Annotated in this window: 25 protein-coding genes and 1 pseudogene; 15 read left to right on the top strand and 11 right to left on the bottom strand. The window is 63.0% G+C overall.

Features of this window, described 5'->3' with window-relative positions:
* Positions 1-85 precede the first annotated feature (85 nt).
* From FCU66_RS07710 to FCU66_RS07660, 11 genes and pseudogenes are all read right to left on the bottom strand, one after another.
* A complete protein-coding gene (locus FCU66_RS07710; protein ID WP_136616308.1) occupies positions 86-424 on the bottom strand; it encodes a hypothetical protein in 339 nt (112 codons plus the stop codon).
* Between the two features lie 43 nt (positions 425-467).
* Positions 468-770: pseudogene (locus FCU66_RS07705) on the bottom strand (ThuA domain-containing protein); the annotation flags it as partial.
* On the bottom strand, positions 771-1,181 hold the full coding sequence (locus FCU66_RS07700) for a hypothetical protein (protein ID WP_136616307.1): 411 nt from the start codon (positions 1,179-1,181) through the stop codon (positions 771-773).
* A 514-nt stretch (positions 1,182-1,695) separates the two neighbouring features.
* On the bottom strand, positions 1,696-3,189 hold the full coding sequence (locus FCU66_RS07695) for an aldehyde dehydrogenase family protein (RefSeq protein WP_136616306.1): 1,494 nt from the start codon (positions 3,187-3,189) through the stop codon (positions 1,696-1,698).
* Between the two features lie 24 nt (positions 3,190-3,213).
* Positions 3,214-3,858, bottom strand: coding sequence for a ThuA domain-containing protein (locus FCU66_RS07690; RefSeq protein WP_136616305.1), 645 nt, complete (start codon positions 3,856-3,858; stop codon positions 3,214-3,216).
* A gap of 42 nt (positions 3,859-3,900) precedes the next feature.
* Complete coding sequence (locus tag FCU66_RS07685; RefSeq protein ID WP_168991739.1) at positions 3,901-4,923, bottom strand: LLM class flavin-dependent oxidoreductase; 1,023 nt, start codon at positions 4,921-4,923, stop codon at positions 3,901-3,903.
* 70 nt (positions 4,924-4,993) lie between these two features.
* The gene (locus tag FCU66_RS07680) at positions 4,994-5,881 is read right to left on the bottom strand and encodes an ABC transporter permease (RefSeq protein ID WP_136616303.1); all 888 of its coding nucleotides are present in this window, start codon (positions 5,879-5,881) and stop codon (positions 4,994-4,996) included.
* On the bottom strand, positions 5,878-6,837 hold the full coding sequence (locus FCU66_RS07675) for an ABC transporter permease (protein ID WP_136616302.1): 960 nt from the start codon (positions 6,835-6,837) through the stop codon (positions 5,878-5,880). Before FCU66_RS07675 ends, FCU66_RS07680 begins: the two co-directional genes overlap by 4 nt.
* A 7-nt stretch (positions 6,838-6,844) precedes the next feature.
* Positions 6,845-8,482, bottom strand: coding sequence for an ABC transporter substrate-binding protein (locus FCU66_RS07670; RefSeq protein WP_136616301.1), 1,638 nt, complete (start codon positions 8,480-8,482; stop codon positions 6,845-6,847).
* A 34-nt stretch (positions 8,483-8,516) separates the two neighbouring features.
* Positions 8,517-9,293: a DUF427 domain-containing protein gene (locus tag FCU66_RS07665; protein ID WP_136616300.1), complete on the bottom strand. Its 777-nt coding sequence runs from the start codon at positions 9,291-9,293 to the stop codon at positions 8,517-8,519.
* 14 nt (positions 9,294-9,307) lie between these two features.
* Positions 9,308-10,666, bottom strand: a complete 1,359-nt coding sequence (locus FCU66_RS07660; protein WP_126069960.1) for an LLM class flavin-dependent oxidoreductase — start codon at positions 10,664-10,666, stop codon at positions 9,308-9,310.
* Positions 10,667-10,856: 190 nt separating this feature from the next.
* Here FCU66_RS07660 and FCU66_RS07655 point away from each other — a divergent pair, with 190 nt between their 5' ends.
* From FCU66_RS07655 to FCU66_RS07585, 15 genes are all read left to right on the top strand, one after another.
* A complete protein-coding gene (locus tag FCU66_RS07655; RefSeq protein WP_136616299.1) occupies positions 10,857-12,665 on the top strand; it encodes a dipeptide ABC transporter ATP-binding protein in 1,809 nt (602 codons plus the stop codon).
* A gap of 162 nt (positions 12,666-12,827) precedes the next feature.
* On the top strand, positions 12,828-13,196 hold the full coding sequence (locus FCU66_RS07650; RefSeq protein WP_246093827.1) for a hypothetical protein: 369 nt from the start codon (positions 12,828-12,830) through the stop codon (positions 13,194-13,196).
* A gap of 132 nt (positions 13,197-13,328) precedes the next feature.
* Positions 13,329-14,765: a multicopper oxidase family protein gene (locus FCU66_RS07645; RefSeq protein WP_136616377.1), complete on the top strand. Its 1,437-nt coding sequence runs from the start codon at positions 13,329-13,331 to the stop codon at positions 14,763-14,765.
* Positions 14,766-14,806: 41 nt separating this feature from the next.
* On the top strand, positions 14,807-15,247 hold the full coding sequence (locus tag FCU66_RS07640; RefSeq protein ID WP_136616297.1) for a DUF411 domain-containing protein: 441 nt from the start codon (positions 14,807-14,809) through the stop codon (positions 15,245-15,247).
* Positions 15,248-15,259: 12 nt separating this feature from the next.
* Positions 15,260-15,835 (top strand): TlpA family protein disulfide reductase, encoded by a 576-nt coding sequence (locus tag FCU66_RS07635; RefSeq protein ID WP_246093826.1) that lies wholly within the window; start codon positions 15,260-15,262, stop codon positions 15,833-15,835.
* A gap of 13 nt (positions 15,836-15,848) precedes the next feature.
* On the top strand, positions 15,849-16,178 hold the full coding sequence (locus FCU66_RS07630; RefSeq protein ID WP_246093825.1) for a hypothetical protein: 330 nt from the start codon (positions 15,849-15,851) through the stop codon (positions 16,176-16,178).
* Positions 16,178-16,924, top strand: a complete 747-nt coding sequence (locus FCU66_RS07625) for an SCO family protein (protein ID WP_425462843.1) — start codon at positions 16,178-16,180, stop codon at positions 16,922-16,924. Before FCU66_RS07630 ends, FCU66_RS07625 begins: the two co-directional genes overlap by 1 nt.
* Positions 16,925-16,951: 27 nt before the next feature.
* On the top strand, positions 16,952-17,737 hold the full coding sequence (locus FCU66_RS07620) for a DsbA family protein (RefSeq protein ID WP_136616296.1): 786 nt from the start codon (positions 16,952-16,954) through the stop codon (positions 17,735-17,737).
* A gap of 23 nt (positions 17,738-17,760) precedes the next feature.
* Positions 17,761-18,501 carry a cytochrome c biogenesis CcdA family protein gene (locus tag FCU66_RS07615; protein ID WP_136616295.1) on the top strand — a complete coding sequence of 247 codons (741 nt, stop codon included), beginning with the start codon at positions 17,761-17,763 and terminating at the stop codon, positions 18,499-18,501.
* A gap of 115 nt (positions 18,502-18,616) precedes the next feature.
* Positions 18,617-19,090, top strand: a complete 474-nt coding sequence (locus FCU66_RS07610) for a hypothetical protein (RefSeq protein ID WP_246093824.1) — start codon at positions 18,617-18,619, stop codon at positions 19,088-19,090.
* Between the two features lie 72 nt (positions 19,091-19,162).
* Positions 19,163-19,561, top strand: a complete 399-nt coding sequence (gene cueR, locus FCU66_RS07605; RefSeq protein WP_136616294.1) for a Cu(I)-responsive transcriptional regulator — start codon at positions 19,163-19,165, stop codon at positions 19,559-19,561.
* Between the two features lie 130 nt (positions 19,562-19,691).
* Positions 19,692-20,114, top strand: coding sequence for a hypothetical protein (locus FCU66_RS07600; RefSeq protein WP_136616293.1), 423 nt, complete (start codon positions 19,692-19,694; stop codon positions 20,112-20,114).
* Positions 20,115-20,392: 278 nt separating this feature from the next.
* Positions 20,393-22,294: an ABC transporter ATP-binding protein gene (locus tag FCU66_RS07595; protein WP_136616292.1), complete on the top strand. Its 1,902-nt coding sequence runs from the start codon at positions 20,393-20,395 to the stop codon at positions 22,292-22,294.
* A gap of 49 nt (positions 22,295-22,343) precedes the next feature.
* Positions 22,344-24,236, top strand: coding sequence for an ABC transporter ATP-binding protein (locus FCU66_RS07590; RefSeq protein WP_136616291.1), 1,893 nt, complete (start codon positions 22,344-22,346; stop codon positions 24,234-24,236).
* 231 nt (positions 24,237-24,467) lie between these two features.
* Positions 24,468-25,145: an outer membrane protein gene (locus tag FCU66_RS07585; RefSeq protein WP_136616290.1), complete on the top strand. Its 678-nt coding sequence runs from the start codon at positions 24,468-24,470 to the stop codon at positions 25,143-25,145.
* The last annotated feature ends 159 nt before the right edge of the window (positions 25,146-25,304 follow it).

Here is a 25,304-nt window from a genome sequence, read left to right as displayed (position 1 = left end):
CCCCCCGTCGAGTTCCTTCGCGCCCCCCTCTNNACAGAGGGGGGCGCCACAGAGCGCCATCTTGCCTTTCCTGCGCCCTTGAGACTCAGCGGCTCTCGGCAAAAGCAATATCCCGGCGAATGGCGTCCCGCTTGTCCTGCGACAGGCCGGCAAGCAGGCCTTCGTCGAGATAGCCTGCCCGAATGAGACCCGCGGAGACATAAAGAAGCTGGGAGTAGCGGTAGTCGAACGTCCGGTCGATCTCCCGTCGCCGTTCACGCAAATAGTCTTCCAGCTCCCACATCTCGGATGGAACCGCCACAGCAATGGCCTTGCTCTTGAATTCGGCCATCGTCTTTGCGAGGGCCACCTCAAAAGCCGTATCGAAGGCATGGCGTGCGAGTTTCTTTTCGGATGCGGACCAGCTTTGCTCCTTGGAATTCATTGGATATCTCCGTAGATGTTCCTGCGAATTCGGCCGGAGATTCTCATGAAACGGCGCTTGCTGCTACCCCCCGCGCCGCCCACACCAAACCCCGCTCCATAATCAGCGCCATTTCCGGCACCGCGAACTCATCCGCAGTGTGCCCAAGGGAACTGTAGAAAACCTTTCCAGCCCCATATCTCCGCTTCCAGACCACCGGCATGACAACGCCGCCGATCCCCGGGAAATGCGCGCCGGTGAAAATGGTCGTGGCCAGCACCTCGTTGCTCGGATCGACATGCATGTAATGCTGCTCCGACCGGTAGGCGAAATCACCGACGCCTTTTGTGATCGGGTCGTCCGGCCGCTAAGAGGGCAACGAAGCCAGCCATTCTTCCCAAAACTCCTGTTGCGTGCGGACGAAAACCGGGATCACGTCGACGCCATCATCAAATATGTCAACCAGATCGGTCTTTTGGGGAAGTTGTCCCATCTTCACCTTGCAGGCTATCAATCCGCGACTCTTCTCCATCACCGTATTTTCGGGATAAACATTCGCGCTCGCGCCATAACAAAAGGGCAATAAGCCGTCGACTTCCAGCCTCAGACGTATCTGAAACAGAGCTTCGAAAAAGTCTTCTTCTTCGGCCTTGATAACCCTGTCCCGGTAGCCGCATGTCAAGCTGCAGACGGCGCCGTCAACATGCAGTGTAAACATCGCCACCTCTTCTTCGCCTGTGCCCCCTCCGACCAAAAATACAGTTCGCTGATGATCCATTCCATCCCCCTCGCCATTCGCCGGATGGTAATTCGATAGCGACCGCTTTTCCAGTATGGCAGGGATCGAGACACCAAGACGCGGCCGCCATAACCGGCAATAGTAGCGCGCGCCGCAATCAGCGCCGCAACTTGTCACGAGCGGGATTGAGTGAATGCCGGCCACCCCGGCTTCGTCATCCTAGGGCGGAGCAAGGAGCGAAGCGACGCGGCGCAGACCCTAGGATCCATGCCGTGACTGATACCAAAGAGTACAACGGCCCAGAATTGTCGTCTGCACCAATCGCCCGTTACGTGGACGTGCCTTGCCCATGCCACGATAGCGATCCGAAACTTCTGCACCGTCGCATCGCTCGATAGTCGCGGCATGGATCCTAGGGTCTCCGCGACGTCGCTACGCTCCTGCTTCGCCCTAGGATGACGAAGGCATGGGCCTGTCGACAATCGCGAAGGTTGAGGGCTGGCATCGCTAATCTTCGCAATTCGCCGCAGGAGTAGAGTTTCCAAACGGTGTCTCAATCCGCCCTTATCCAGACGCCTTTCGTGTTCAGATATTCGTCGAGATGCTCGGCCCCACCTTCACGCCCGTAGCCGCTCATCTTGTAGCCGCCGAAGGGCACCGCCGGGTCGATCGCGTGGTAGGTGTTGACCCAGACGGAGCCGGCGCGCAGGCGGTTGGCCAGCTGGTGCGCCTTGCCGAGGTCGCGGGTGAACACGCCGGCGCCCAGCCCATAAAGCGTGTCGTTGCCGCGCCGCACCACTTCGTCCAGCGTGTCGAATGGCAGCGCCGAAATCACCGGGCCGAAGATTTCTTCCCGGGCAATGCGCATGTCGTCGGTGACGCCGGAAAAGACGCTCGGCGTGATGAAGTTTCCGGCGCCCAGCGCGCCTTCGGTGATGCGGTTGCCGCCGGTGACCAGCCTGGCACCCTGCCTGGTGCCGTCCGCGATGAAACCGGTGACGCGTTCGAGCTGGCGGGGCGAAATCAGCGGCCCGATCTCGGTCTCCGGGTCGGCGCCGTCGCCGATCCTGAGTTTGGCCGCATAGGCCGAGACCCGCTCGACGAATTCTTCGTAGATCGGCCGTTCGACGAACAGCCGCGAGCCGGCGATGCAGATCTGGCCGGAATTGGCGAACACCGACATCGCCGCGATCGGCACGGCACGCTCGAGATCGGCGTCGGCGCAGACGATGACCGGCGACTTGCCGCCGAGCTCCAGCGAGACACGCTTCATGTTGCCGGCCGAGGCGCGCAGAATGCTCTGGCCGGTCACCGTCGAGCCCGTGAAGACGATCTTGTCGACATCCATGTGGGCGGCAAGCGGCGCGCCGGCTTCCGCACCCGTGCCGGTGACGACGTTGACGACGCCGGGCGGCACGCCGGCCTCCATCATCAGCGCGCCGATCAAGAGCGGCGTCAGCGGCGCTTCCTCGGAAGGTTTCAGCACGATGGTGCAGCCGGTCGCCAGCGCCGGGCCGATCTTCCAGATCGAGGCGGCGGTCGGCGCATTCCAGGGAATGATCGCACCGACCACGCCGACCGGCTCCTTGCGCGTGTAGGAGATGATCTCGCCCGGCAGCGAATTGCCGATCGTGTGGCCGTGGATCGACGTCGCCATGCCGGCATAGAAGCGCAGCATGCCGAGCACGCGGTTCTTGTTGGCCAGCGTGCGCACGATGGGCATGCCCATATCCGTGGTGTCGGAAAGCGCGATCTCCTCCCAGTGGCGCTCCATCAGATCGGCGATCTTGAGCAGCAGCACCTGCCGCTCATAGGGCTTGAACCGGCTCCACGGTCCGTCGAAGGCGCGCCGGGCCGCCGCCACGGCGAGGTCGATATCGCCTGAATCGGAGAGCGGCACGGTGCCGATTGCAGCACCCGTGGCGGGGTTGCGCGTCTCGAAGGTCCGGCCATCAAGCGCATCGCACCAAACGCCGTCGATCAGCATCTTGCGGTGCCTGCCATCGATGGGCGTGTGCAGGGACAAATCTCTCACCGATGCCGTCATGGTCACTTCCTCATTTCCGCTGATCTAGCGGGCGGCCCAGATGAGACCCCGCTCGACGATCAGCGCCATCTCCGGGACCGCGAACTCGTCGGCATTGTGTCCGAGAGCGCTGTAAAAGACCTTGCCCGCGCCATAGCGACGCTTCCAGACGACCGGCATGACGACGCCGCCTATCCCCGGGAAATGCGCGTCGGTGAAAATGGTCGTGGCCAGCACCTCGTTGCTCGGATCGACATGCATGTAATACTGCTCCGACCGGTAGGCGAAATCACCGACGCCCTTTGTGATCGGGTCATCCGGCCTGGTGACGGCGACCGTGTAGTCGATGATGTCGCCGGGATGCGCGACCCACTGGCCGCCGGTCATGAACTGATAGTCGGGCTCGTTGCGGAAGCTGTCGCCCATCGTGCCGTGAAAGCCGCCGAGCCCGCTTCCCCCGCGAACCGCAAGCGTCAGGTTCTGCAGTTCGGCCTTCTCGATCGTCGACATCGTGATGACCGGCACGATGAGATCGAAGGAAGCAAGCTGCGGATCGGCGAACATCGCCGTGCCTTCGCCCAGCGTGACGTCGAACCCGTTGCGTTCAAGCAGCGCACGGATGATTTTGGCGCTGCGCTCCGGTGTGTGGCCTTCCCAGCCGCCCCAGGCAATCAGGGCTTTCTTCGGCATGGTTTTACCTCCCAGGAGCTATCTGCCTTCTTCGATCCGGCGTCAGCGCCAGCCCAGAGCCGGCGCGACATGGGTCAAGATCGCCTCGATGACATGCGCATTGTAGTCGACGCCGAGCTGGTTCGGAACGGTGAGCAGCAGCGTATCGGCCTCAGTGATTGCCTCGTCCTGCGCCAATTCCTTGATCAGCACATCCGGCTCGGCCGCGTAGCTGCGCCCGAAGATCGCCTTGGTGTTCTCCTCGATGAAGCCGATCTGGTCGCGGCTCTCATTGCCGCGTCCGAAATAGGCGCGGTCGCGATCGTCGACCAGCGCGAAGATGCTGCGGCTGACCGAGACGCGCGGCTCGCGTTTGTGGCCGGCCGCCTTCCAGGCCTCGCGATAGATGCGGATCTGCTCGGCCTGCTGGATATGGAACGGCTTGCCGCTCTCGTCGAATTTGAGCGTCGAGCTCTGCAGGTTCATGCCGAGCTTCGCCGCCCATTCCGACGTGGCGTTGGTGGCCGCGCCCCACCAGATCCGCTCGCGCAAACCCTCCGAATGCGGCTCGAGGCGGAGCAGGCCGGGCGGATTGGGAAACATCGGCCGCGGGTTGGGCTGGGCGAACCCCTCGCCCCGCAGCGTCTCGAGGAAGACCTCGGCGTGATGCCGCGCCATGTCGGCGTCGCTTTTGCCTTCCGGCGGCGCGTAGCCGAAATGGCGCCAGCCATCGATCACCTGCTCGGGCGAGCCACGGCTGATGCCAAGCTGCAGGCGGCCGCCGGCGATGATGTCGGCGGCACCGGCATCCTCGGCCATGTAGAGTGGATTCTCGTAGCGCATGTCGATGACCGCGGTGCCGATCTCGATGCGGCTGGTCCTGGCGCCGACGGCCGCCAGCAGCGGGAACGGCGAAGCGAGCTGGCGGGCGAAGTGATGCACGCGGAAATAGGCGCCATCCGCGCCCAGCTGCTCGGCGGCGACGGCCAGCTCGATGGATTGCAAAAGCGCATCCGAAGCCGAGCGCACTTGCGATTGCGACGAGGGCGTCCAGTGCCCGAACGACAGGAAACCGATTTTCTTCATAGCCATGCGATATAAGGATGCGCGCCAGGCTTCAATGCAAAAGAGATTTCCGGCACGTCTGGATCAAAACTCATGCATCGCTGTTTTCGAAGGCGCCGACGCCTTGTGCGATGAGGTTGGTCGCCATGACCAGCGAGACGATTGCCGCGGAATTGAACACGACGACCCACCATTTGCCGCCGGTCACGAAGCCGTAGCCGTCGGCGACGGCCAGCCCCCAGTCGGCCGATGGCGGCTGGATGCCGAGACCGAGAAAGCTCAGCGTCGCGATCGAAAAGAACGCATAGCCCAGCCGGGTGACGAGCTCGATCAGGATCGTTTCCCTGATGTTGGGCAGGATCTCCAGGAACATGATGGCAAGCGGGCCTTCGCCGCCGAGCCGGGCGGCGCTGACATAGTCGCGCTCCTTCTGCTCGCGCACGGCGGCGCGGACGGTGCGCGCCACCAGCGGCGCATAGGCGATGCCGATCACCAGGATGACGGTCAGGTTCGACGGGCCGATCGCCACCAGCGTCATGGTGACGAGAACGATGAACGGAAACGCCATCAGCGTATCGAGCAACCGCGCCCCGATGGCATCGACAAAGCCGTCGAAATAGCCGAGCACCAGGCCGATGATGCTGCCGGCGGCAACGCCGGCCAGCGTCGCCAGCGGCGCAACCAGCAGGATGTCGCGCGATCCGACGACGATGCGGGATAGCACGTCGCGGCCGAGCTGATCGGTCCCGAACCAGTGCGCGGCATCGGGCGGCGTCAGCATGGCGAGGAAATCCTCGGCATAGGGATCGTATGGAACGAAGAGGTTGCCGAACAGCGCGCAGGCGACCCAGAACAGCAGCAGCAGCGATCCGACCACGACCGATGGGGGCAGTCCGGAGAAAGCCCTGCGGATCCTGCGCGCTGCCGGAAAGCCGACCACAGCGCGCCGTGGTGCTGGAAACTCAGCCAGATCCGTCATGGCGAGGTTCGGCGGCGTTGCCGCGGATCGAGCAAGGCCAGCACGAGGTCGCCTGCCGCCGCCGACAGCACGAAGATCGCCGCCATCACCAGCACGCCGGCTTCAAGCATCGGGAAATCGCGTGCCTTGGCCGCGTTCAGAACCAGATTGCCAAGGCCTTGGATGCCGAACAAAGCCTCGATCACCACCAGCCCGCCAAGCATGTAGCCGGTCTGTGTCGCCAGCACCGCGATGGTCGGCGTCAGCGCATTGCGCAGCACATGCCGAAGGATGATCTCGCGCCGCTCGAGCCCTTTCAGGACGGCGGTGCGTGTGTAGTCGGCGGCCATCGCCTCGATCACCCCTGCCCGCGTCATCCGGGCGATGTAGCCGGCAAGGTTCAGCACCAGCGGCAGCGCCGGCAGGATCAGATAATAGCCATGCGTCCAGAAGCCCGCACCGTCCGGCGCAACGCCGGAGATCGGGAACCAGTTCAGCCACAGGCCGAAAACGATGAGCAGCATCAGGCCGGAGACAAAGTCCGGGACGATGCCGAAGGATACGCCCGCCATCACGATCAGCCGGTCGATGAGGCGACTGGCATTGAGACCGGCAACGACGCCGGCGCCGACCCCGAGCGGCACGAGAAAAACCAAAATAATGCCGGCAAGGGCCGCGGAGCGCTTGAGGCTTTCCAGCACGAACGGCGCCACCGGCCCGCGCATCGACAGCGAGGTGCCGAAGTCACCGGTCACGGCCTTGCTGAACCAGAGCCAGTACTGGACGAGAACCGGCTGGTCGGCGCCCAGCCGCTTGTTCAGTTCCGCCACCGCTTGCGCATCGGCAAAAGGCCCGAGCATGACGCGGCCGACATCGCCGGGCAGAACCTGCCCGGCGAAGAACACCAGGATGCTGACCAGCCACAGCGTGAGGACAAGTGTGCCCACACGCGCTGACAGGATGCGGCCGGTCAGCATGTCGCGATCATGCCTGGACGAAGGAAACGCGGTCGAGCAGCAGATGCGAGATCGCGGTGAAGCGCACGCCCTCGACCTTCGCGCTGACGATCCGGCTGTATTGCGAGAAGTAGCTGATGATCGCCGGCGTCTCGTCGAGCAGCAAGGTCTGGATCTTGCCGGCAACGAGGCGCTGGGCGTTGAGGTCGCGCGCCTTCGAGTAGTCGAGCAGCAGCGCGTCATAGGCCGGGTTGTTGAAATGCGCCGCGTTCCAGGCTCCCGAACTCTTCAGCGTCGCGTTGAGGAAGATATCGGGCGTGCCGCGATGGCCGTAGTCGGTGATGCCGAGAACCGAATCGAGCCATGGCGAACTGCCGAAGGTCGCCGAACCGTAATAGGCATCCTGCGGCAGGACGTTGAGCTTGACGTCGATGCCGGCCTTCTTGGCGAAGTTCTGGATGATCACCGCGTAATCGGGAATGTCATAGGCGCGCTCGGTGGTCAGCGTCACCTCGAAGCCGTTCGGCACGCCCGCCTCGCCAAGCAGCCGCTTGGCCTCGGTGATGTCCTGCTTGCGCTGTGGCACCGACGGATCGGCCGAGGGGAAGATCGGCGCGAACGGCGTGTCGTTGCCGACGATGGCGCGGCCCTTCAGCAAGCCCTTGACCACCGCCTCGCGGTCGATGGTGAGTGCCAGCGCGCGGCGGATGCGCTTGTCGGTAAACGGCGCCTGGTCGGTGCGCAGATGCACCTGGTCATGCGAGCTTGCCTGCACGCTCAGCAGCTTGAAATTGGGATTGCCCTCGATTGCCAGTTCCAGGCGCGTCGTGCTCGGGATGACGTCGAGTTGGCCGGCCTGCAAAGCCAGCACCTGCGCCTGCTCGTCGTCGAAGAACTTGATCTCGACCCGGTCGGGCAGCGCCTTGTCGCCCCAATAGTCCGGGTTGCGAACGAAGCTGGCGCCTTGCTTGGGCCGGAAGGATTCGAGCTTGAAGGGACCGGTGCCGTTGAAGTTCTTCTCGAAATCGCCGGCATAGTCGGCCGGCAGGATGACGGCATTGTAGACGTCGGAGGAGACATAGAAGGGGAAGTTGCTGTTGGGACCGTCGAGATCGAAGGCGACCGTCTCGTCGTCGACCAGCTTGGCGCCGCCCTTGGACAGGATGCCCTTGTAGGCCGACAGCGCCGACGAGCCGCTGGCCGGGTCGACCAGCCGCTCGAAGCTCGCCACCACATCCCTGGCAGTAACTGCGCGGCCATCGTGGAATTTCACCCCTTGCCGCAATTTGAAGGTCCAGCGGCTGGCCGTCTCATCGGCTTCCCAGGACAGAGCGAGCTTCGGCTGCAGACCGTCCTTCGGATCGTCGAGGATCAGATATTCGCCGACCTGGCTGATCACCCCGATGCTGGCCGGATCGGTGACCGAAACCGGATCGATGGCCTTGGTCGGCTGACCCAGCCCGACGCGAACCGTGCCGCCGGCAGCAGTCGCGGCGCGTGCACCTCCAAGCCCCTGCGAGGCGGCAAAGCCGGTCAGGCCGAGCAGTGCTGCGTATTTCAGGAGATCGCGGCGTTTGAGAAAGCCGCCCTGATATTCGTCGACGGCGACATTCCAGATGTCCCCCGACAGATTGCGAACTGCGTCGATATCTCTGTGTTTGGTCATGTTAAACCCCTGCTCCGAAATGAAGATTGAAAAGCTATGCGACGGGTTCACCGTCGAGATGGATGCGGTCGACGGCCTGCGGATAGAAGGCGATGAGTCCTTTGATCTTAGGCATTTCCTCGATGGGATCCCGGTAGCTCCAGGCGATGTCCGGGCGCACCGTTCCGTCGCTCAGCAGGCCGGACCAATAGGAGGCGATGCCCTTGTAGGGACATCGCGTCGTTGAGTTGGACGCCGTCAGCCGCTCCAGCCGGATGTCTTCCGCGGGCAGATAGAAACGCGTCGGCAGATGCGTCTCGAACAGCAGCACCGGGCGGTGGCTGTCGGCGATCGGCTCGCCGTCGAACCAGACCTGCACATGGCTCGAGCTTTGCACCACATCGATGCGTGCATAGGGATCGCGGGCGTGGACGAAGACTTCCTCTTCCTCCTCGAACCATTGGTCGACGGCCTTCCAGGTGAAGGCGATGCGCCCGGCCAAGGGCGACAGGTTTTCATCCGGCGGCGACACGAACGACCACGCCGCGTTGGCACTGCGCCTGTCACCGCTGTCGATATCCCAATAGGCGGTCTCGCCACCGACCGGGTGCGGCTCGCGATGCAGCGAGGGTTTCAGCACCGACGGGTCGACCGCTGACGGCGGGAAGAAATAGATCGGCAGGAAATGGTTGGAGCGCAGCACCAGCACGTTGCGGCTGTCGGCGATGGTGCGGCCGCCGAATTTGACGCGTACGCGCTTGGGGCTGTGCAGGACGTTGACAAGCTGCGGCGTGGTCGCTTCGCGCGGCTGCAATCTTGGTGCGACAGTCATGATTGTTCTCCCGGTCAGGACACGGCGCGCGCATTGTCGCGCTGCTCGGCGAAGCGGTTGGCGGGCCGCGCCAGGCCGAAGCGGTCGCGCAGCGTTCCCGGCGCGTATTCGGTCGGGAACACGCCACGGCGCTGCAGCTCCGGCACCACCTGTTCGGCGAAGTTCACCCAGTCCTCCGGCAGCAGCGGGAACATCAGGTTGAAGCCGTCTGCGGCACCCGAAACGAACCAGTCCTGCAACTGATCGGCGATCTGTACCGGCGTGCCGGCGACCGTCGGCACCGAACCGCTGTTGGCGAGCTTGCGGGCGATCTCACGCAGGCTGAGATTCTGTTTCGCCCACTGCTTGACCCGGTTGAGCGATGTGCGCCCGCCATTGAACGTGCTCTCGTCCGGCAGCGGCGGCAGCGGCCCGTCCGGCGGGAACACCGACAGGTCCAGCCCGCTCCAACTGGACAAAAGGTCGATGCCGACCTGATCGGGCAGCAAGGTCTGCAGGTATTCCTGCTTCTCCCGCCCTTCCGCCTCTGAAGCCGCGACGATCGGCAGGATGCCGGGCAGGATCTTGAAGCTCTCCGGCCGCCTGCCGTGGCGGGCGAGACGCTCGTTGATGTCCTGACGATATTTGATGCCATCCTCCTTGGTGCTGTAGATGGCGAAGTGCGCATCGGCCTGGGCGGTGGCGAAGTTCTTGCCGTCCTCGGAGGAGCCAGCCTGGACGATCAGCGGATGGCCCTGTGGCGGCCGCGAGACGTTGAGCGGCCCGCGGACCTTGAAATGCTTGCCCTTGTGATCGATGGGATGAACCTTGTCGGGGTCGGCGAAATAGCCTGACGCCTTGTCGATCAGCAGCGCCTCGTCTTCCCAGCTGTCCCACAGCGCCTTGACGATATCGAGGAATTCGGCCGCGCGCTCGTAGCGGAACGCATGTTCGATATTGCCGTCGCGGCCGAAATTACGCGCCTCCTCATCCATGGCCGAGGTGACGACGTTCCACGACGCCCTGCCCTTGCTGATATGGTCGAGTGAGGCGAACATGCGCGCCACATTGTAGGGCTCGCTGTAGGAGCTCGACGCCGTGGTGATCAGGCCGATATGCTTGGTCACGCCGGCCAGCGCCGAGAGCAGCGTCAGCGGTTCGAGGCGGGCATTGGCATAGTGGGCAACGCCGCTCTTGACCGAATCCCAGATCGACACGTGGTCGGCGACGAAGATCGTGTCGATCCTGGCGCGCTCGGCCGCCTGCACGAGGTCGCGGTAGAACTCGAAATCCAGCACCTCCCGGCCCGGCGCCCGCGGGTGGCGCCATGACATCCGATGATCGCCCTGCGGGTTGAAGAAAAATGCGCTGAGGATCATGTGGTCTCGAGCCATGCCGGCCTCCTTCCAGATCTGCTCCGGAGACCGTCGCGCTGCCTCGGCAAGCGGCGACAATCTCTCCTGAGCGATAAAAGGTAGATTGCGCTCCGGCTTAATCCGAGTAATTTTATAGAGATAATGCATTGCGAAAGCGGAAGCGATTGCCCTCGATCGCAGCCCGCGAAGAAAGTGGTTTCAAGTCCCCATGTCCTCCTCGGTTCTGAACGTCGACCAGCTGTCCATCGCCTATGACGGGCGCAAGGGATCGCATCCCGCCGTCAACGGCGTGTCGCTGCACATAGGCGAAGGCGAAGCGCTCGGCCTGGTCGGCGAGTCGGGATCGGGCAAAAGCTCGGTGGCGCTCGCCATATTGCGCTATCTGCCGAAGAACGCCCGCATCGCGGCGTCAGCGCTGGAATTCCAGGGCCGCGAAATCCGCGACCTCTCCGCCGAGCAGCTGCGCCGGCTCAGGGGAAATCACATCGCGGCCGTCTACCAGCATCCGGGCGCGGCCCTCAATCCAAGCATGACGATCGGCCGCCAGATCACCGAGACGATCATTCGGCACCGCCCGGTGCGCCTCGACGAGGCCCGCGGGCGTGCCGCCGAACTGCTGGGCCGGGTTCGGGTCAGCCATCCGGAGCGGGTGCTGGGGCTCTATCCGCACGAACTCTCCGGCGGCATGCAGCAGCGCGCCAACATCGCCATTGCCATTGCGCTCGATCCGTCGCTGCTGGTGCTGGACGAACCGACGACGGCGCTCGACGCCAGCGTCCAGTCCGAGATCATCGCCATCCTGCATGACCTGCGCAAGGATCACAGGACCAGCATCCTGCTGATCAGCCACGACATCAACATGATCCGCCGCTCCTGCGACCGGGTGGCGGTGATGCAGGCGGGGGCCGTGGTCGAAAGCGGCGCCGCCGGCGATGTCTTCGACAACCCTTCACACGCCTACACCAAGGCGCTCATCGCCTCGATTCCGGCGCTCAACTACACCAAGCGGGATGGAAGACTGGCGGAGGCGGACGGCGTGCCATCGCACCCGACCGCCCAGGATGAAGACGCCGGCGCGCCGAAAGAACGCCGGATCGCGATCGCCTGCAAAGGCATCAGCCATGCTTTCGGCGGCCAGCCGGTGCTCAGCAATATCGATCTCGACATAGGCCAGGGCGAAACCTTCGGGCTGATCGGCGAGTCCGGTTCCGGCAAATCGACCCTGGCACGGATCGTCACCGGTCTGCAGACGCCCAACGCCGGATCGGTCGAGCTGTTTGGCAGGACGGTCGCGCCACGTGTCGAGAAGAGAAACCTTGCCGAACGCCGAGACGTGCAGATGGTCTTCCAGTCGCCGGACCGCACGCTCAATCCGCGCCAGCGGATCGGCAGGATCCTCGGCCGCCCGCTGCGCCGGCTCGCCGGGCTGCGCAGCAGTGAGGTGAGAGCCCGCGTCAGCGACCTGCTGGCCTCGGTTCGCCTCGCCGGCGCCACGGCCGAGCAGAAGTCGCGCTCGCTCTCCGGCGGCCAGCGGCAGCGGGCGGCGATCGCGCGGGCTTTCGCCGGCGTGCCGAAGGTCGTCGTGCTCGACGAACCCACTTCCGCACTCGACGTCTCGGTTCAGGCGACGGTTCTCAACCTGCTCAACGACCTGCAGCGCGACAAGGACACGACCTATCTGTTCATCAGCCACGACCTCAGGGTGGTGCGCTACATGGCCGACAGGATCGGCGTGCTCTATCGCGGCCGCCTCGTCGAAACCGGCTCCTCCGACCAGATTTTCCAAGGCCCCAATCACCCCTATACCGAGCTGCTGCTGGCCGCGTCCTCCAATGAGGCCGAGCCGAAGACATCCGCTCCCATCGAGATCGAGGCCGTTGGCACCCCGAACACGGGATGCTCCTTCGCCGACCGCTGCCCCCTGGTCCTGCCCGACTGCCGAAAGGCAGAGCCGCCGGCCATGGAGGTCGCAGCCGGCCATCTGATCGCCTGCTGGCGGCATGGCCAGGCTTTGTAAGCGGATCACCGGCAGTCCGAAGGCCCGCAACAGCACGGATCCTCTTCAGGCGCGATGCGATGCCGGGATTGTCGCAGCATTGGAATCCAGCTTGCAAATGCCATCTTTTGAGGCCAGCCTAGACGGATGATGGCACGCCGGTCGCCAAAACATGTTCTTGTCATGCTGCTCGCGGTATTCCTGACCGCCGGGTTCAGCCTGTCTGCCGCTCAGGCGAGCGTCATGTCGGCGAAGATGATGATGACGACTGGCAGCGGCATGACCATGCCTGCCGGCACCGGCATGGCCAAGATGGCCGACACCGCCATGAATGGCGATTGCAGCGCGTGCCTCAAGGGCGCCGCCGACAGCGGCAAGCCGATGCATTGTCCGCCGACCTGCATCGCACCGGTGCTCGCGGTGTTGCCGCTCGAGCTCGCGGTGATGGCCGTAGTCCGGGCATCGCTGCCGTCGGCGCTGCCGACCCCGTTCCGTCACGGGCGAAGTTCCGTGCCCGACCCATTCCCTCCCAAATCCACCGATCTCGTCTGACGCAGTTTCAGCCGCCTCGCGGCTGATTTCTGGCGTTTGATTGCCGCTGGCGCTTTGCGCCGGCGAGCACACGGCAATTCGACGTCGAGCGGCTCGCCGTCGATCGAGATCGCAAAGGGCTTGAGAGTGAGTATCGATTTCCGTCATTCCATTTCACGCCGCAGGTTTGTCCTCGCGGCGGCGGGCGTTGCGGCGGCCACCGTAGTGCGCCCCGTATCGTCGATGGCATCCGCCGTCGATGAGCGCCGCGTCAGGATCGCGCCAGGCCAGGCCATGTTCACCGGCGCTAGCGGTCCGCTTACGCCTGTCTGGACCTATGATGGGACGGTCCCCGGCCCGATGCTGCGCTTACGCCAGGGTCAGCCCGCCCGCATCGTCGTCGAGAACGGGTTGAACGAGGACACGACAGTCCACTGGCATGGCATCCGCCTGCAAAACGCCATGGACGGCGTGCCCGGCCTGACACAGCCGCCGATCAAGCCGGGGACAGATTTCGTCTATGAATTCACCCCGCCAGACGCCGGCACGTTCTGGTACCATCCGCATGCCAACAGCCTCGTCCAGCTCGGCCGCGGGCTCGCCGGCGCCCTCATTGTCGAGGAGGCCGAACCCGTTGCCGTCGACCGCGACCTGCTGTGGCTGCTGCAGGACTGGCGGCTCGCCGCCGATGGGCAGATGGCGCCGGGCTTCGGCAGCACAATGGACGCGGCGATGTCAGGCCGCATCGGCAATATCGTCACCATCAATGGCACGGTTCCAATCGATCAGAGCGTGATGGCGGGGGAGCGGATCAGGCTGCGCTTGGCCAATGCCTCGCTCGCCCGCATCATGGCGCTACGCTTCGAGGGCCACCGCCCGGTCGTCGTGGCAGTCGATGGCCAACCCTGCGACCCGCATGAGCCGGAGGGCGGCCGTCTGATCTTGGCTCCGGCCATGCGCATCGACATCGTGCTCGACATGCAGGGCGACCCCGGCAAGCGCTACGCGGTGATCGACGACTTCTATGACGGTCTCGCCTACACGCTGACCACGCTTGCCTACGACACCGCATCGTCGCTGCGAGCCCATCCTCTCGACGTGTCGCCTGGCCTGCCGCGCAATCCCTTGCCTGAACCCGACCTTGCCAAAGCCGAACGTCAGGAGATCGTCCTGCAAGGCGGCATGATGGGTGGTGGCAAGCTCGCCGGCGTCGGCGGCATGATGGGCATGGCGACACCCGGCATGAATGGTGGCGCGGCCTGGGCGATCAACGGCATGTCGATGACCGGTGACGGCCACGCCGGCATGGCGCCGCAGTTCACCTTGCCGCGCGGCGCAACCTGTCACCTCACCATGCGCAACGAAACCGCCTGGTGGCACCCAATGCACATCCACGGCTTCAGCATGCTGGTGCTTGCGCGCAACGGTTCGCCGGTGCCGCACCGGCAATGGCAGGACACGGTGCTGCTCGCCCCCAAGGACACGATCGAATGCGCCTTCGTCGCCGACAATCCCGGCGATTGGATGCTGCACTGCCATGTCGCCGACCACCAGATGGCCGGCCTCATGACGGTGTTTCGAGTGACCTGATTTTCTCGTCAAACAACGTCGAAACAACAAGGAGAACTGCAATGAAACTGACTTACTCCCTCGCCGCCTTCGCGGTCGCGATCGCCATGCCGCTGCCAGCTGTCGCGGCGACCATCAATGCGGTGATGTACAAGAACCCGCAATGCAGCTGCTGCGAATCCTATGCCAACTATCTGGAACACAACGGCTTCAAGGTCGACATCAAGCCGGTCAACAACCTGTCCCAGATCAGCAGCGATGCCGGCGTGCCGGCCGACCTCGAAGGCTGCCACACGCTGATGGTCGACGGCTATGTCGTCGACGGCCTGGTGCCGGTCGATATCGTCAAGAAGCTGTTGACCGAACGGCCCGCCATATCAGGCATCACGCTGGCCGGCATGCCGACCGGCGCCCCCGGCATGGGTGGCGAGAAGGTCGGCCCCTTCGTCGTCTACGCCTTCACCAAGGACGGCAGGGCGCCCACTGTCTACGCGACGGACTGAAAGGCAACCGCGATGTCTGCCGATATGTCCGATCGCCCGGCCAGAACCTGGCTCGCGATGACGTTCCTGTCCGCTCTCGCCCTCTTCGGTGCGTTGCTGGCGGCATCCCCGCCCGCGACCGCCGGCGAGCCGCCGCAGAATTTTGCTGTTCAAGAAACGCCGCAGCCGCTCCCGGAAATCCAGTTCCAGGACGGCGACGGGCAACCCAGAACGCTCGCGGATTTTTCCGGCAAGGTCGTGCTGCTCAACATCTGGGCGACGTGGTGTGCGCCCTGCCGCAAGGAAATGCCGACGCTCGACAGGCTGCAGGCCAAACTCGGCGGGCCGGACTTCGAGGTCGTCGCGTTGTCTATGGATCGCGGCGGCCCGGACAAGGTGAAAAAAATCTTCGCCGAGATCGGCATCGCGCATCTCGCCCTCAACATCGACACGTCGGGCAAGGCGATGTTCGCGCTCGGCGCCCCGGGCCTTCCCATGACATTGCTGGTCGACCGCCAGGGCAAGGAAATCGGACGACTGATCGGCCCGGCCGAATGGGATTCGCCCGACATGGTCGACTTCATCCGCAGCCATTTTGCTGTCCATTGAGAAAGGAACCGCCATGACCATCATAGGATCGACCCCGGCCTCGCAAACTGCATCGAGCCGTGACGCCTTTACCGCTGTCCGCCACTATCTTGGCGGCCGGCGCGGCCTGATCGCGGCGGCGGCGGCCGCCGCCGTCGCCGGCCTTGCATTCAACTGGGCCTGGCTGGTCGCCGCCGGCATCGCGCCGCTGCTTCTTAGCGTTTTGCCGTGCGTTGCCATGTGCGCGCTTGGCCTGTGCATGCACCGGATGACCGGTCGATCGTGCAAGACCGATGACGCGTCACAAAAAAAAGCTGTCGACGATCCGAACCCAATCCCCGCCGATCTGAAAGGCAATGGTTGATGTTCGGCCAGGTCGAATACAAGCCAAGGCACGCTTCGTCGGCTTGGGACGGATGTATGCACTTGCTCGGAAGCCTGATCGCGGTGGCGACGCTGATTGGAGGCCTGGTACATGGCGCGCAAGCTCACTCGCTCGAAGAACTCGACACCATGCTTCAGGGGGACGAGAAGTATTTCCAGCCGATCGACAGGCCAACACCAGATTTCACGCTACGCACCGCCGAAGGACGCGTCGTTCGTCTGGCTGATCTGCGCGGCAAAGTCGTGGTCCTGCATTTCATCTACACATCGTGCACGGACGTTTGCCCCCTGCATGCCGAGAAAATCGCAGAAATCCAGAAGATGGTGAACGGCACCCCGATGAAGGGCCAGGTCACCTTTGTCAGCATCACCACCGATCCGACGCGAGACACGCCGGACGTCATGCGCAACTACGGGCCAACGCATGGCCTCGACCCTGTCAATTGGTTGTTCCTGACCACGGCCCCGGACCAACCGGAAGATGCCACCCGCAGGCTGGCGGAAGCTTTCGGCCACAAGTTCACCAAAACGGACGACGGCATTCAGGCGCACGGCATCGTCACCCATGTGATCGACAAGGAGGGCCATTGGCGCGCGAATTTCCATGGCCTGGATTTCGCACCGATCAATCTCGTCACCTTCGTCAATGCCCTGACCAATAACCTGGAGCGTCCGCATCACGAGCAGGAAGCTGGCTGGTTGGCGAAATTGAAGAGCCTTTTCTGAAGCATCATCCGAAGGAAGGAGAACCCCATGGCTTATAATTCAGGGCAATTCGGCGGAGTTGCCGGCAAAATGGCCCGCTCCCTCATGCTGGTCATTGCAACGGCCTGGCTCGCGCTCGGTCCCGGCTTTCACAGCCAGGCGATCGCCGCGGACGAAATGTCCCAGAGCCAGTTCGATCAACGCGTCCACGACTATATCCTCGCGCATCCGGAGGTTCTCATGCAGGCGCTGCAAAGTCTGGACCAGCGCCAGCGTGAAGCAGAGGCAGCCCAGGCAAAGCAGGTGCTCAAAGCGCGCGCGGACGACATCTTCCGCGACAAGCAGAGCCCGATTGGCGGCAACGCCGAAGGCGACGTCACCCTGGTCGAATTCTTCGACTATAATTGCCCTTACTGCCGCCAAATGGCGCCGGTGATGGAGCAGGCCGTGGCCGACGATCCGCAGCTCAAAATCGTCTACAAGGAATTCCCCATCCTCGGCCCGGATTCCTTGTTCGCGGCCAAGGCAGCGTTGGCCGCCGACAAGCAAGGCAAATACACGGCGTTTCACAAGGCGCTCATTGGGTCCAGGACAAGGGTGACAGAGGCGGTCGTGCTCAAGATCGCCGCCGAGGCCGGGCTCGACGTTGAGCGCATGAAGACCGACATGCAGCAGCCGGACATCCAGGCGCTGATCGACCGCAATGTGGAGCTGGCCCAGGCGCTGAGGATCACGGGAACGCCGGGCTTCGTCGTTGGCGATCAGATTTTTCCGGGTGCGACCGATCTTGCGACCATGAAGAAATTGATCAGGCAAGCAAGGGCCGGCAAGTGAGCCTATGGTTGAAGAGCTGAGCGATGCCCGCGATATCCAACATTAGCGTTCTTGCCGCCTTTGCAGCGGGCATTGTCTCGTTTCTTTCGCCGTGCGTGCTGCCGCTGGTGCCAGGCTACGTTTCGTATGTGGCTGGCAGAACACCAATGAACGGTGCACCCAATCAAACAACCGCAGCCCGCTTGTCGACTGTTGGCCTGAGCTTGTGCTTCGTGCTCGGATTCTCAACGGTCTTCATCGTGCTGGGCGCGAGCGCCACCGCGTTGGGGCGGCTGCTGCTCAGCTACCGCGTTGAACTGAACCTTGTCGGCGGCGCCGTTGTCATGCTGTTCGGCCTCTTTCTCATCGGGCTCATTCGCCCGGGCTGGATGATGCGCGAGGCGAGGTTTCATGCGGACTTGCCCGGCGGACGCGCGATTTCAGCCTATACCCTCGGCCTTGCCTTCGCGTTTGGTTGGACACCCTGCATCGGCCCGATTCTCGGTTCGATTCTGACCATCGGTGCGGCGTCCGCCACCGTCGCCAACGGCGTTGCCTTGCTTGCGATCTATTCGCTCGGCCTTGGCGTTCCGTTCCTTCTTGCCGCGCTGTTCACCGACAGTCTGGCCCGGCGGCTAAAGGCGATGCGCCAGGCGGGTCGGGTTTTGCAGCCCGCGGCAGGCGCAGTCATGGTCGCGATGGGGCTCGCCATGATTACGGGGCAGATGTCGACATTCTCATTCTGGTTGCTTGAGCAATTTCCAGTTTTCACACGAATCGGCTGAGAGCCGAGAACGGAGGTTCGCCATGATCCGAACAATGTGCCCAAACAGACGAATGGTCGTTCTGAGCGGTGTCTTCGGCGCCGCAATGGTTGCGGGACTTTTCAAGGATTCGGGTTTGGCAAACGCTGCCGACGATCCGGAATTAGCCAAGCGTTTCAAGGATCTTAGCCAGAACGGCAACAGCACCTGCTCGGCCAAGTTCACGGAATCGATCGCGACCATGCCGGCGATGTCGCGGATCACGGGCTCATGTTGCAGCCCGATGGAAATGAAGCGCTATGTCGAGCAGGTGAACGGCCTGACCAAATACCGCGCCATCGCGATGATCCCGAGCGATCCCTACGACATCCCGGCGGGCATCGCGCAGAAGATGATCCCTTACTACGACACGAAACTCACCGGCGACGAACAGAAGGCCCATGACTACGCGATGGCCAATTCCGAGGAGAAAGGGCCATGCTGTTGCCCATGCTGGCGCTGGAAGACGTATGGCGGCCTGGCGAAATACCTGATCCACGAGCACGACTTCACGGGCAAGCAGATCGTCGACGTCTGGGACCTGTCAGATGGTTGCGGTGGTGGCATGTAAAAATTCCGCCGGTGTGTTGACCTTCCATCAACCGGAAGCCTTACCGTCCGTGTGACACGGAGATTTCTCACGATGAACATTGGTATCGCGTCCGAAAAATCAGGTCTGCCGTCCAAGACAATTCGCTACTACGAGGATATCGGCCTTTTGAGCCCGGCCCGGACAGGCAATGGCTATCGCGATTATTCGATGGCTGATGTTCACCGGCTGCGGTTTCTGCAGCGCTCTCGAAGCTTGGGGTTCTCGGTGGACGAGTGCCGTGAGTTGCTGTCGCTCTACCACGACAAGGACCGCGAGAGCGCCGACGTCAAGGCAATTGCTGAAGCCAAGCTGGTGGAGATCGACAGGAAGATCGCCGAGTTGGTCGGATTGCGCGATCTGCTGCATCACCTGGTCGAGTACTGCCAGGGCGACGAGCGGCCGGACTGCCCGATCATCGACGAGTTGTCGGGAGAAGGCATGGTCCTGTGAAATGGACCGCTACCGCGCGATCCGGTCGCCGGCCGGCGCTCTACTGCGGCATTGCGTACAATTAAATGCGTTTGTGCTAATATATAGCAGTCATGCACATTCGTTCGTGACGAACATGTGGGAGGATGCGATGAAAACCATGAATCGCAGGTCTGCAATTGCTCTCGGTGTGACGGCTGCCGCGATAACGCCTCTGTTCACCCTGGTGGCGTCCGCGAAGGTCAAGAAATACGGCCCGAAGGAAGGCAAGGAGATTGCGCCCGGTGTCAGGATGGTTGAGGTCAGCACCGGCAACTCCGACATTCCCGCCTACAAGAGCATCGCAATTGTCGACGTGGTGTTTCAGCCCGGAGCACACGCTCCGGCAACGATGATGGTCAACGATATGGTCTGCACGATTACCGCCGGTACATTCACGATCAAGAAAGCGGACAAGGAATTCAAGCTCAAGGAAGGTGACATGTACACCTGCGCCAAGGGCAAGACCGACGAGTCGACGAATACAAGCAAGGAGGTCGGCGTGCATCGTATCGCCGTCCTGATACCTGCCTAGCAGACCGGATTCCGGCCGGATGGAAGGTCGCATGCCGTCCGGCCGTCGCTTGCCTACAGCCGGGTGCTGGCCTCGTCCGGCCAACGCCCTTCAGCAAGATCGGCAGGATTCCGCCACTGGGCCGGGTCACAGCCGCATGCTCGCTTTCCGTTCAGGCACAGCGCGATACAAGAATTGGCTCTTGAACGGTCGACTCGGACACGCGTACCATCGCGCCATCTGAATTGAGTCTGCTTCATTAGTCCGGGCTAACATCCGGATTGGTTTGGATATTTCCCTTGAACACGCAAGCAATCGGCGGCGCGCCGGAGCGCGGCAAATCGTTTGCCCATGTGGCGGAAGCCTCCTGGGGCAAGGGCCTCAGCACCTTGCTCCGCATCGTGCGCATGACGCTGCGCCATCCCTGGCAGGTCGCCATCACCATCGTCTCGACCTTCATCGCCGCGACGCTGCAGCTTTTCATTCCGCGCCTGCTGGGACGCGCCATCGACCAGGCGCAGGGCGTGATGGCCGCGGGTGCCGGAGCTGCCGCGGAGCAGGCGCTGTGGAACACGGCGCTGACGCTGCTCGTCGTCAGCATCCTGCGCGGCCTCTTCACCATGGCCCAGAACTACTATGGCGAGGCCGTCGGCCACCGCACCGGCTATGAACTGCGCTTGGCTTTCTACGAGAAGATCCAGCGCCTCAGCTTCGCCTACCACGACAGGGTCCACACCGGCGATCTCATCACGCTCGGCCTGCTCGATCTCGACGGCGTGCGCATGTTCTTTTCCACCGGCATCCTGCGCGTCGTCCTGCTCGGCGTGCTGATCGGCGTCGGCGCCTATCTCTTGATCAGCACCGATCTCGTGCTCGGGCTGCTCAGCCTGAGTTTCGTGCCGTTCGTCGCCTGGCGGTCCTCGGTCACCCAGCTGGCACTGCGCAGCACCTGGCTGACTTTGCAGGAGCGCCTTTCGGTGCTGAGCCGGGTGATGGATGAGAACCTCGGTGGCATCCGCGTCGTGCGGGCCTTTGCGGCGCAGCGGCATGAACTGGAAAAATTCGACCGCGCCAAGCTGTCGGCGCTGGAGCTTGCCGATCAGCGCGTCGACATCCGCGTCTCGAACACCAGCGCCATGAACTTCTCGTTCCTGGCCGCCATGGGCCTGGTGCTCTGGTTCGGCGGCCAGAAGGTGATTGCAGGCCAGATCAGCGTCGGTACGCTGGCCCAGTTCCTCACCTTCATGACCATCCTGCAGATGCCGGTGCGCCAGCTCGGGCTGATGGTCAACTCCTTCGCGCGCGCCTCGACCTGCGGCACCCGGCTGTTCGAACTGCTCGACGCCGAGCTCGACATCGAGGACGCGCCCGGCGCCAAGGACCTCGTCGTCACCGACGGCGTGCTGCGCTTCGACAATGTCGGCTTCCGTTATGAGGGCGCGGGCGGCCGCCCGACGCTGTCCGGCATCTCCTTCGAGGCCCGGTCCGGCGAGACCATCGGCCTTGTCGGCCCACCCGGCAGCGGCAAGTCGACCATCGCGCACCTGATCCCGCGCTTCTACGACGTGACCTCGGGCACGATCACCATCGACGGCCAGGACATCCGTGAGGTGACGCTGCAATCGCTGCGCAAGGCCGTCGGCGTCGTGCAGCAGGACGCGTTCCTGTTCACCACCTCGATCGAGAACAACATCGCCTATGGCAATCCCTGGGCGCGCGAGACCCGCATCGGGCAGGCCGCCGAGTACGCCCAGTTGCACAACTACATCATCGGGCTCCCGGCGGGTTACACCACGGTCGTCGGCGAACGCGGCGCATCGCTTTCCGGCGGCCAGCGGCAGCGCCTGACCATCGCGCGCAGCCTGATGTTGCGGCCATCGGTGCTGGTCTTCGACGATTCCACCGCGGCCATCGACGCCGGCACCGAGCAGCGGATCCGGGCGGCCATGAAGCGCTTCGCCAAGGATCGCGTCACGCTGATCATCTCGCACCGGCTGAGTTCGCTGATGCATGCCGACCAGATCCTGTTCGTCGAGGGCGGCCGGATCGTCGAGCGCGGCACGCATGAGGAACTGCTGGCGCTCAGTGGGCGCTATCGCGCGCTCTACGATTTGCAGTTGCGGCCCGACGACGACCGGCCTGTCGTGGCGGGAGCAATTCCAGGAAAAGTGGAAACCGGTTTTCCCGGGAAAAGCGCGTAGCCGCTTTCCCTTGGGAATTGCGTCAAAACTAAAGAGATAGAGCCGCGTGATGTCGACACAAAGCGACGACGACAAGGAAGACACCAGCGGCCGGCCGACAAAGGCGGTCGTCGGCTCGCACCGCGATGAGGAAGAGGTCTTCGGCAAGGCCTACGACCCGCGCATTGTCAGGCGCATCTGGAGCTTCGTGAAGCCGTATCAGAGCCGGATCTTCATCTCGGTCGCCGCGGTGCTGGTGTTCACGCTGACGCAATTGGCGATCCCGCTGGTCATCCGCTACGCCATCGACCACGGCATGACGGCGGGCAGGCTCGACCAGTCGGTGATGATCGCCGCGATCGGCGCTTTCTCTGCGATCATCCTCATCAACTACGCCGCCAGCTATGTGCAGGAAAGCGTCGTCGGCAAGGTGGCCGAAAACGTGCTGTCCGACCTGCGCCGCGCCATGTTCAGCCACCTGCAGCGTGTCTCGTTGAGCTTCATGGACAAGACCGAGGTTGGCCGGCTGATGTCGCGCCTGCAGGGCGACGTCAATTCGATGCAGGAATTCCTCGAGACGTCGGTCATGTCTGTAGGCGACATCGTGCTGTTGTTCGGCATCGTCAGTGTGCTTTTGTGGCTCGACTTCCGCCTCGGCCTGCTGACGCTGTCGACCATGCCGGTGCTGTTCATCGTGCGCCTGTTCTGGCTGCCGCGCGCCAAGGTCGCCTTCATGGCCGCGCATGAAACCAATTCCATCGCCAACGGCGCGCTGGCCGAAGGCATCCATGGCGTGCGCACCGTGCAGAGCCTCGAGCGCCAGCACGTCAATTTCGACCTTTACGACGAGAAGGTGCTGGCCAATCTCAATGCCCATCTGACGTCGGCGAAATACGCGCAGGTGATGGTGCCGATCGTCGACACGCTGACCGGCATCGCCATGGCGACGGTCATCGTCGTCGGCGGTTCGATGGTGCTGTCGCACAGCCTCGACATCGGCGTCATGGTGGCGTTCCTGTTCTACATCCAGCGCTTCTTCGACCCGATCCGCTCGCTGACCATGCAGTACAGCGTCATGCAGCGCGCCATGGCTTCGGGCCAGCGCATCTCCGAAGTGCTCGACGTGCCGGTGGACGTCAGCGACAGGCAAGGTGCGGTGGCGTTGTCGCGCGACATGGACGGCTCGGTCGAGTTCAGGAACGTCACCTTCGGCTATAGGCACAACCAGCCGGTGCTGAAGAACATCTCCTTTCGCGTCAATCCGGGCGAGACCGTGGCCCTTGTCGGCCCGACCGGGTCGGGCAAGTCGAGCTCGATGGCGCTGGTGCACCGCTTCTACGATGTCTGGTCAGGCGAGGTTCTGGTCGGCGGCCATGATGTGCGTGACCTGACCCAGGATTCGCTCGGCGATCAGGTGGCCATGGTGCTGCAGGAGCCATTCCTGTTCTCCGGCTCGGTGCTGGAGAACATCCGCTACCACAAGACATCAGCCAGCCGCGAGGAGGTGGTGCGCGCCGCGCAGGCCGTCGGCGCGCATGATTTCATCGAGAACCTGCCCGATGGCTACGACACCGAGCTCGAGCAGCGCGGCGGTAACCTCTCGCTCGGCCAGCGCCAGCTGATCAGTTTTGCGCGCGCACTCGTCGCCGATGCAAAGATCCTGGTGCTCGACGAAGCCACGGCCAGCATCGATTCCTATACCGAGATGCTGATCCAGAAGGCGCTGATAACACTGCTCGAAGGCCGCACCGGACTGGTCATCGCCCACCGTCTGGCCACCATCCGCGGCGCCGACCGCATCATCGTGCTGCAGAACGGCGAGATCGTCGAAAGCGGCAACCACGAACAGCTGATGGCAAGAAAAGGCCTCTACGCACGCCTCTACACCATGAACTACGCCTCGTTCGACGATATTTCCGAAGGCGAGCTGGAACCGGACGCGGCAGTCGGCAAGGCGACGTGAATGATGCAGACGAAATCCGGCGCGCGGACCGGCTCCCTGATCTGGCGCGTCGCCCGGCTGCCTGAAGAACCTATACATCGGCCTGAACGCATTTTAGGCCGGCCTAAACGCATTTTAGGCCGCACCGCCAAGTAGCATTGTGGCGACGATACAACACGCGGTGTTAAATGCTTGTCCCTTGCTCCCAATCCAGAGCGACCGTGTTATGTTCTTGGTAACCGGGGATTTCCGATGAAACGCATTCTGCTCACTTCAGCCTTTCTTCTCGCGATTGCCGGCAACGGCTTTGCAGCAGATGCAATTGCCCCGGAAGCGGTACCCGCCGGTTTCGTATGGACCGGCGGTTATGTCGGCCTACAGGCTGGCTACGGTTGGGGTAAGTCGGACGCGACTTACAGCGATGGCGACACCACCAGCCCCAAGGTTGATGGTTTCATCGGCGGCGTCTACGTCGGCTATAACTACCAGTTGTCCAACAATGTGGTTGTCGGCCTGGACGCTGACGTCACCTACAGCGACATGAAGGGCGGGGCCAGTTACTTCACAGACGCCGGGGATCCGTTTGATCCAGAGTTTCAGAGCGATGTGAACTTGAAATGGTCTGGCGCGGTACGCGCGCGCCTTGGCTATGCGGTCGACCGGTTTCTCCCCTACATAGCAGGTGGTGTGGCGGTTGGCAGTATCGAGTACAAAGGCTTTGACAACGGTACCGTATTTGACAGTGGCGGGACCAGTACCCATGTCGGCTGGACGTTGGGTCTCGGTACAGAATACGCATTCTCCGACCAATGGGTCGGGCGGGCAGAATATCGCTATACCGATTTTGGCAGCAAGGAATTGTCGGCATCCGAAATAGATGTGAAGTTGCACTCCCATGACCTCCGTATCGGCATGGCATACAAATTCTGAGCCCCTTCTGAACGCTGCTTCTCAGCGATATTCAAACGGGCCTTGCGCCGGTTTTGCGGGCCGCCGCCACAACTAACTCCGCTACCTGACTTGATTTGATCGCCCGGATTTCGGCCCGGCAGGAGCCGCAATTGGTGCCGGCCTAAGGCTTGTTGAGAT

It is taken from the genome of Mesorhizobium norvegicum (assembly GCF_004919685.1).
Classification (GTDB): Bacteria; Pseudomonadota; Alphaproteobacteria; order Rhizobiales; family Rhizobiaceae; genus Mesorhizobium; species Mesorhizobium norvegicum.
The sequence above is the reverse complement of the archived record's forward strand: the minus strand, read 5'-3'. Positions and strand labels throughout refer to the sequence as shown.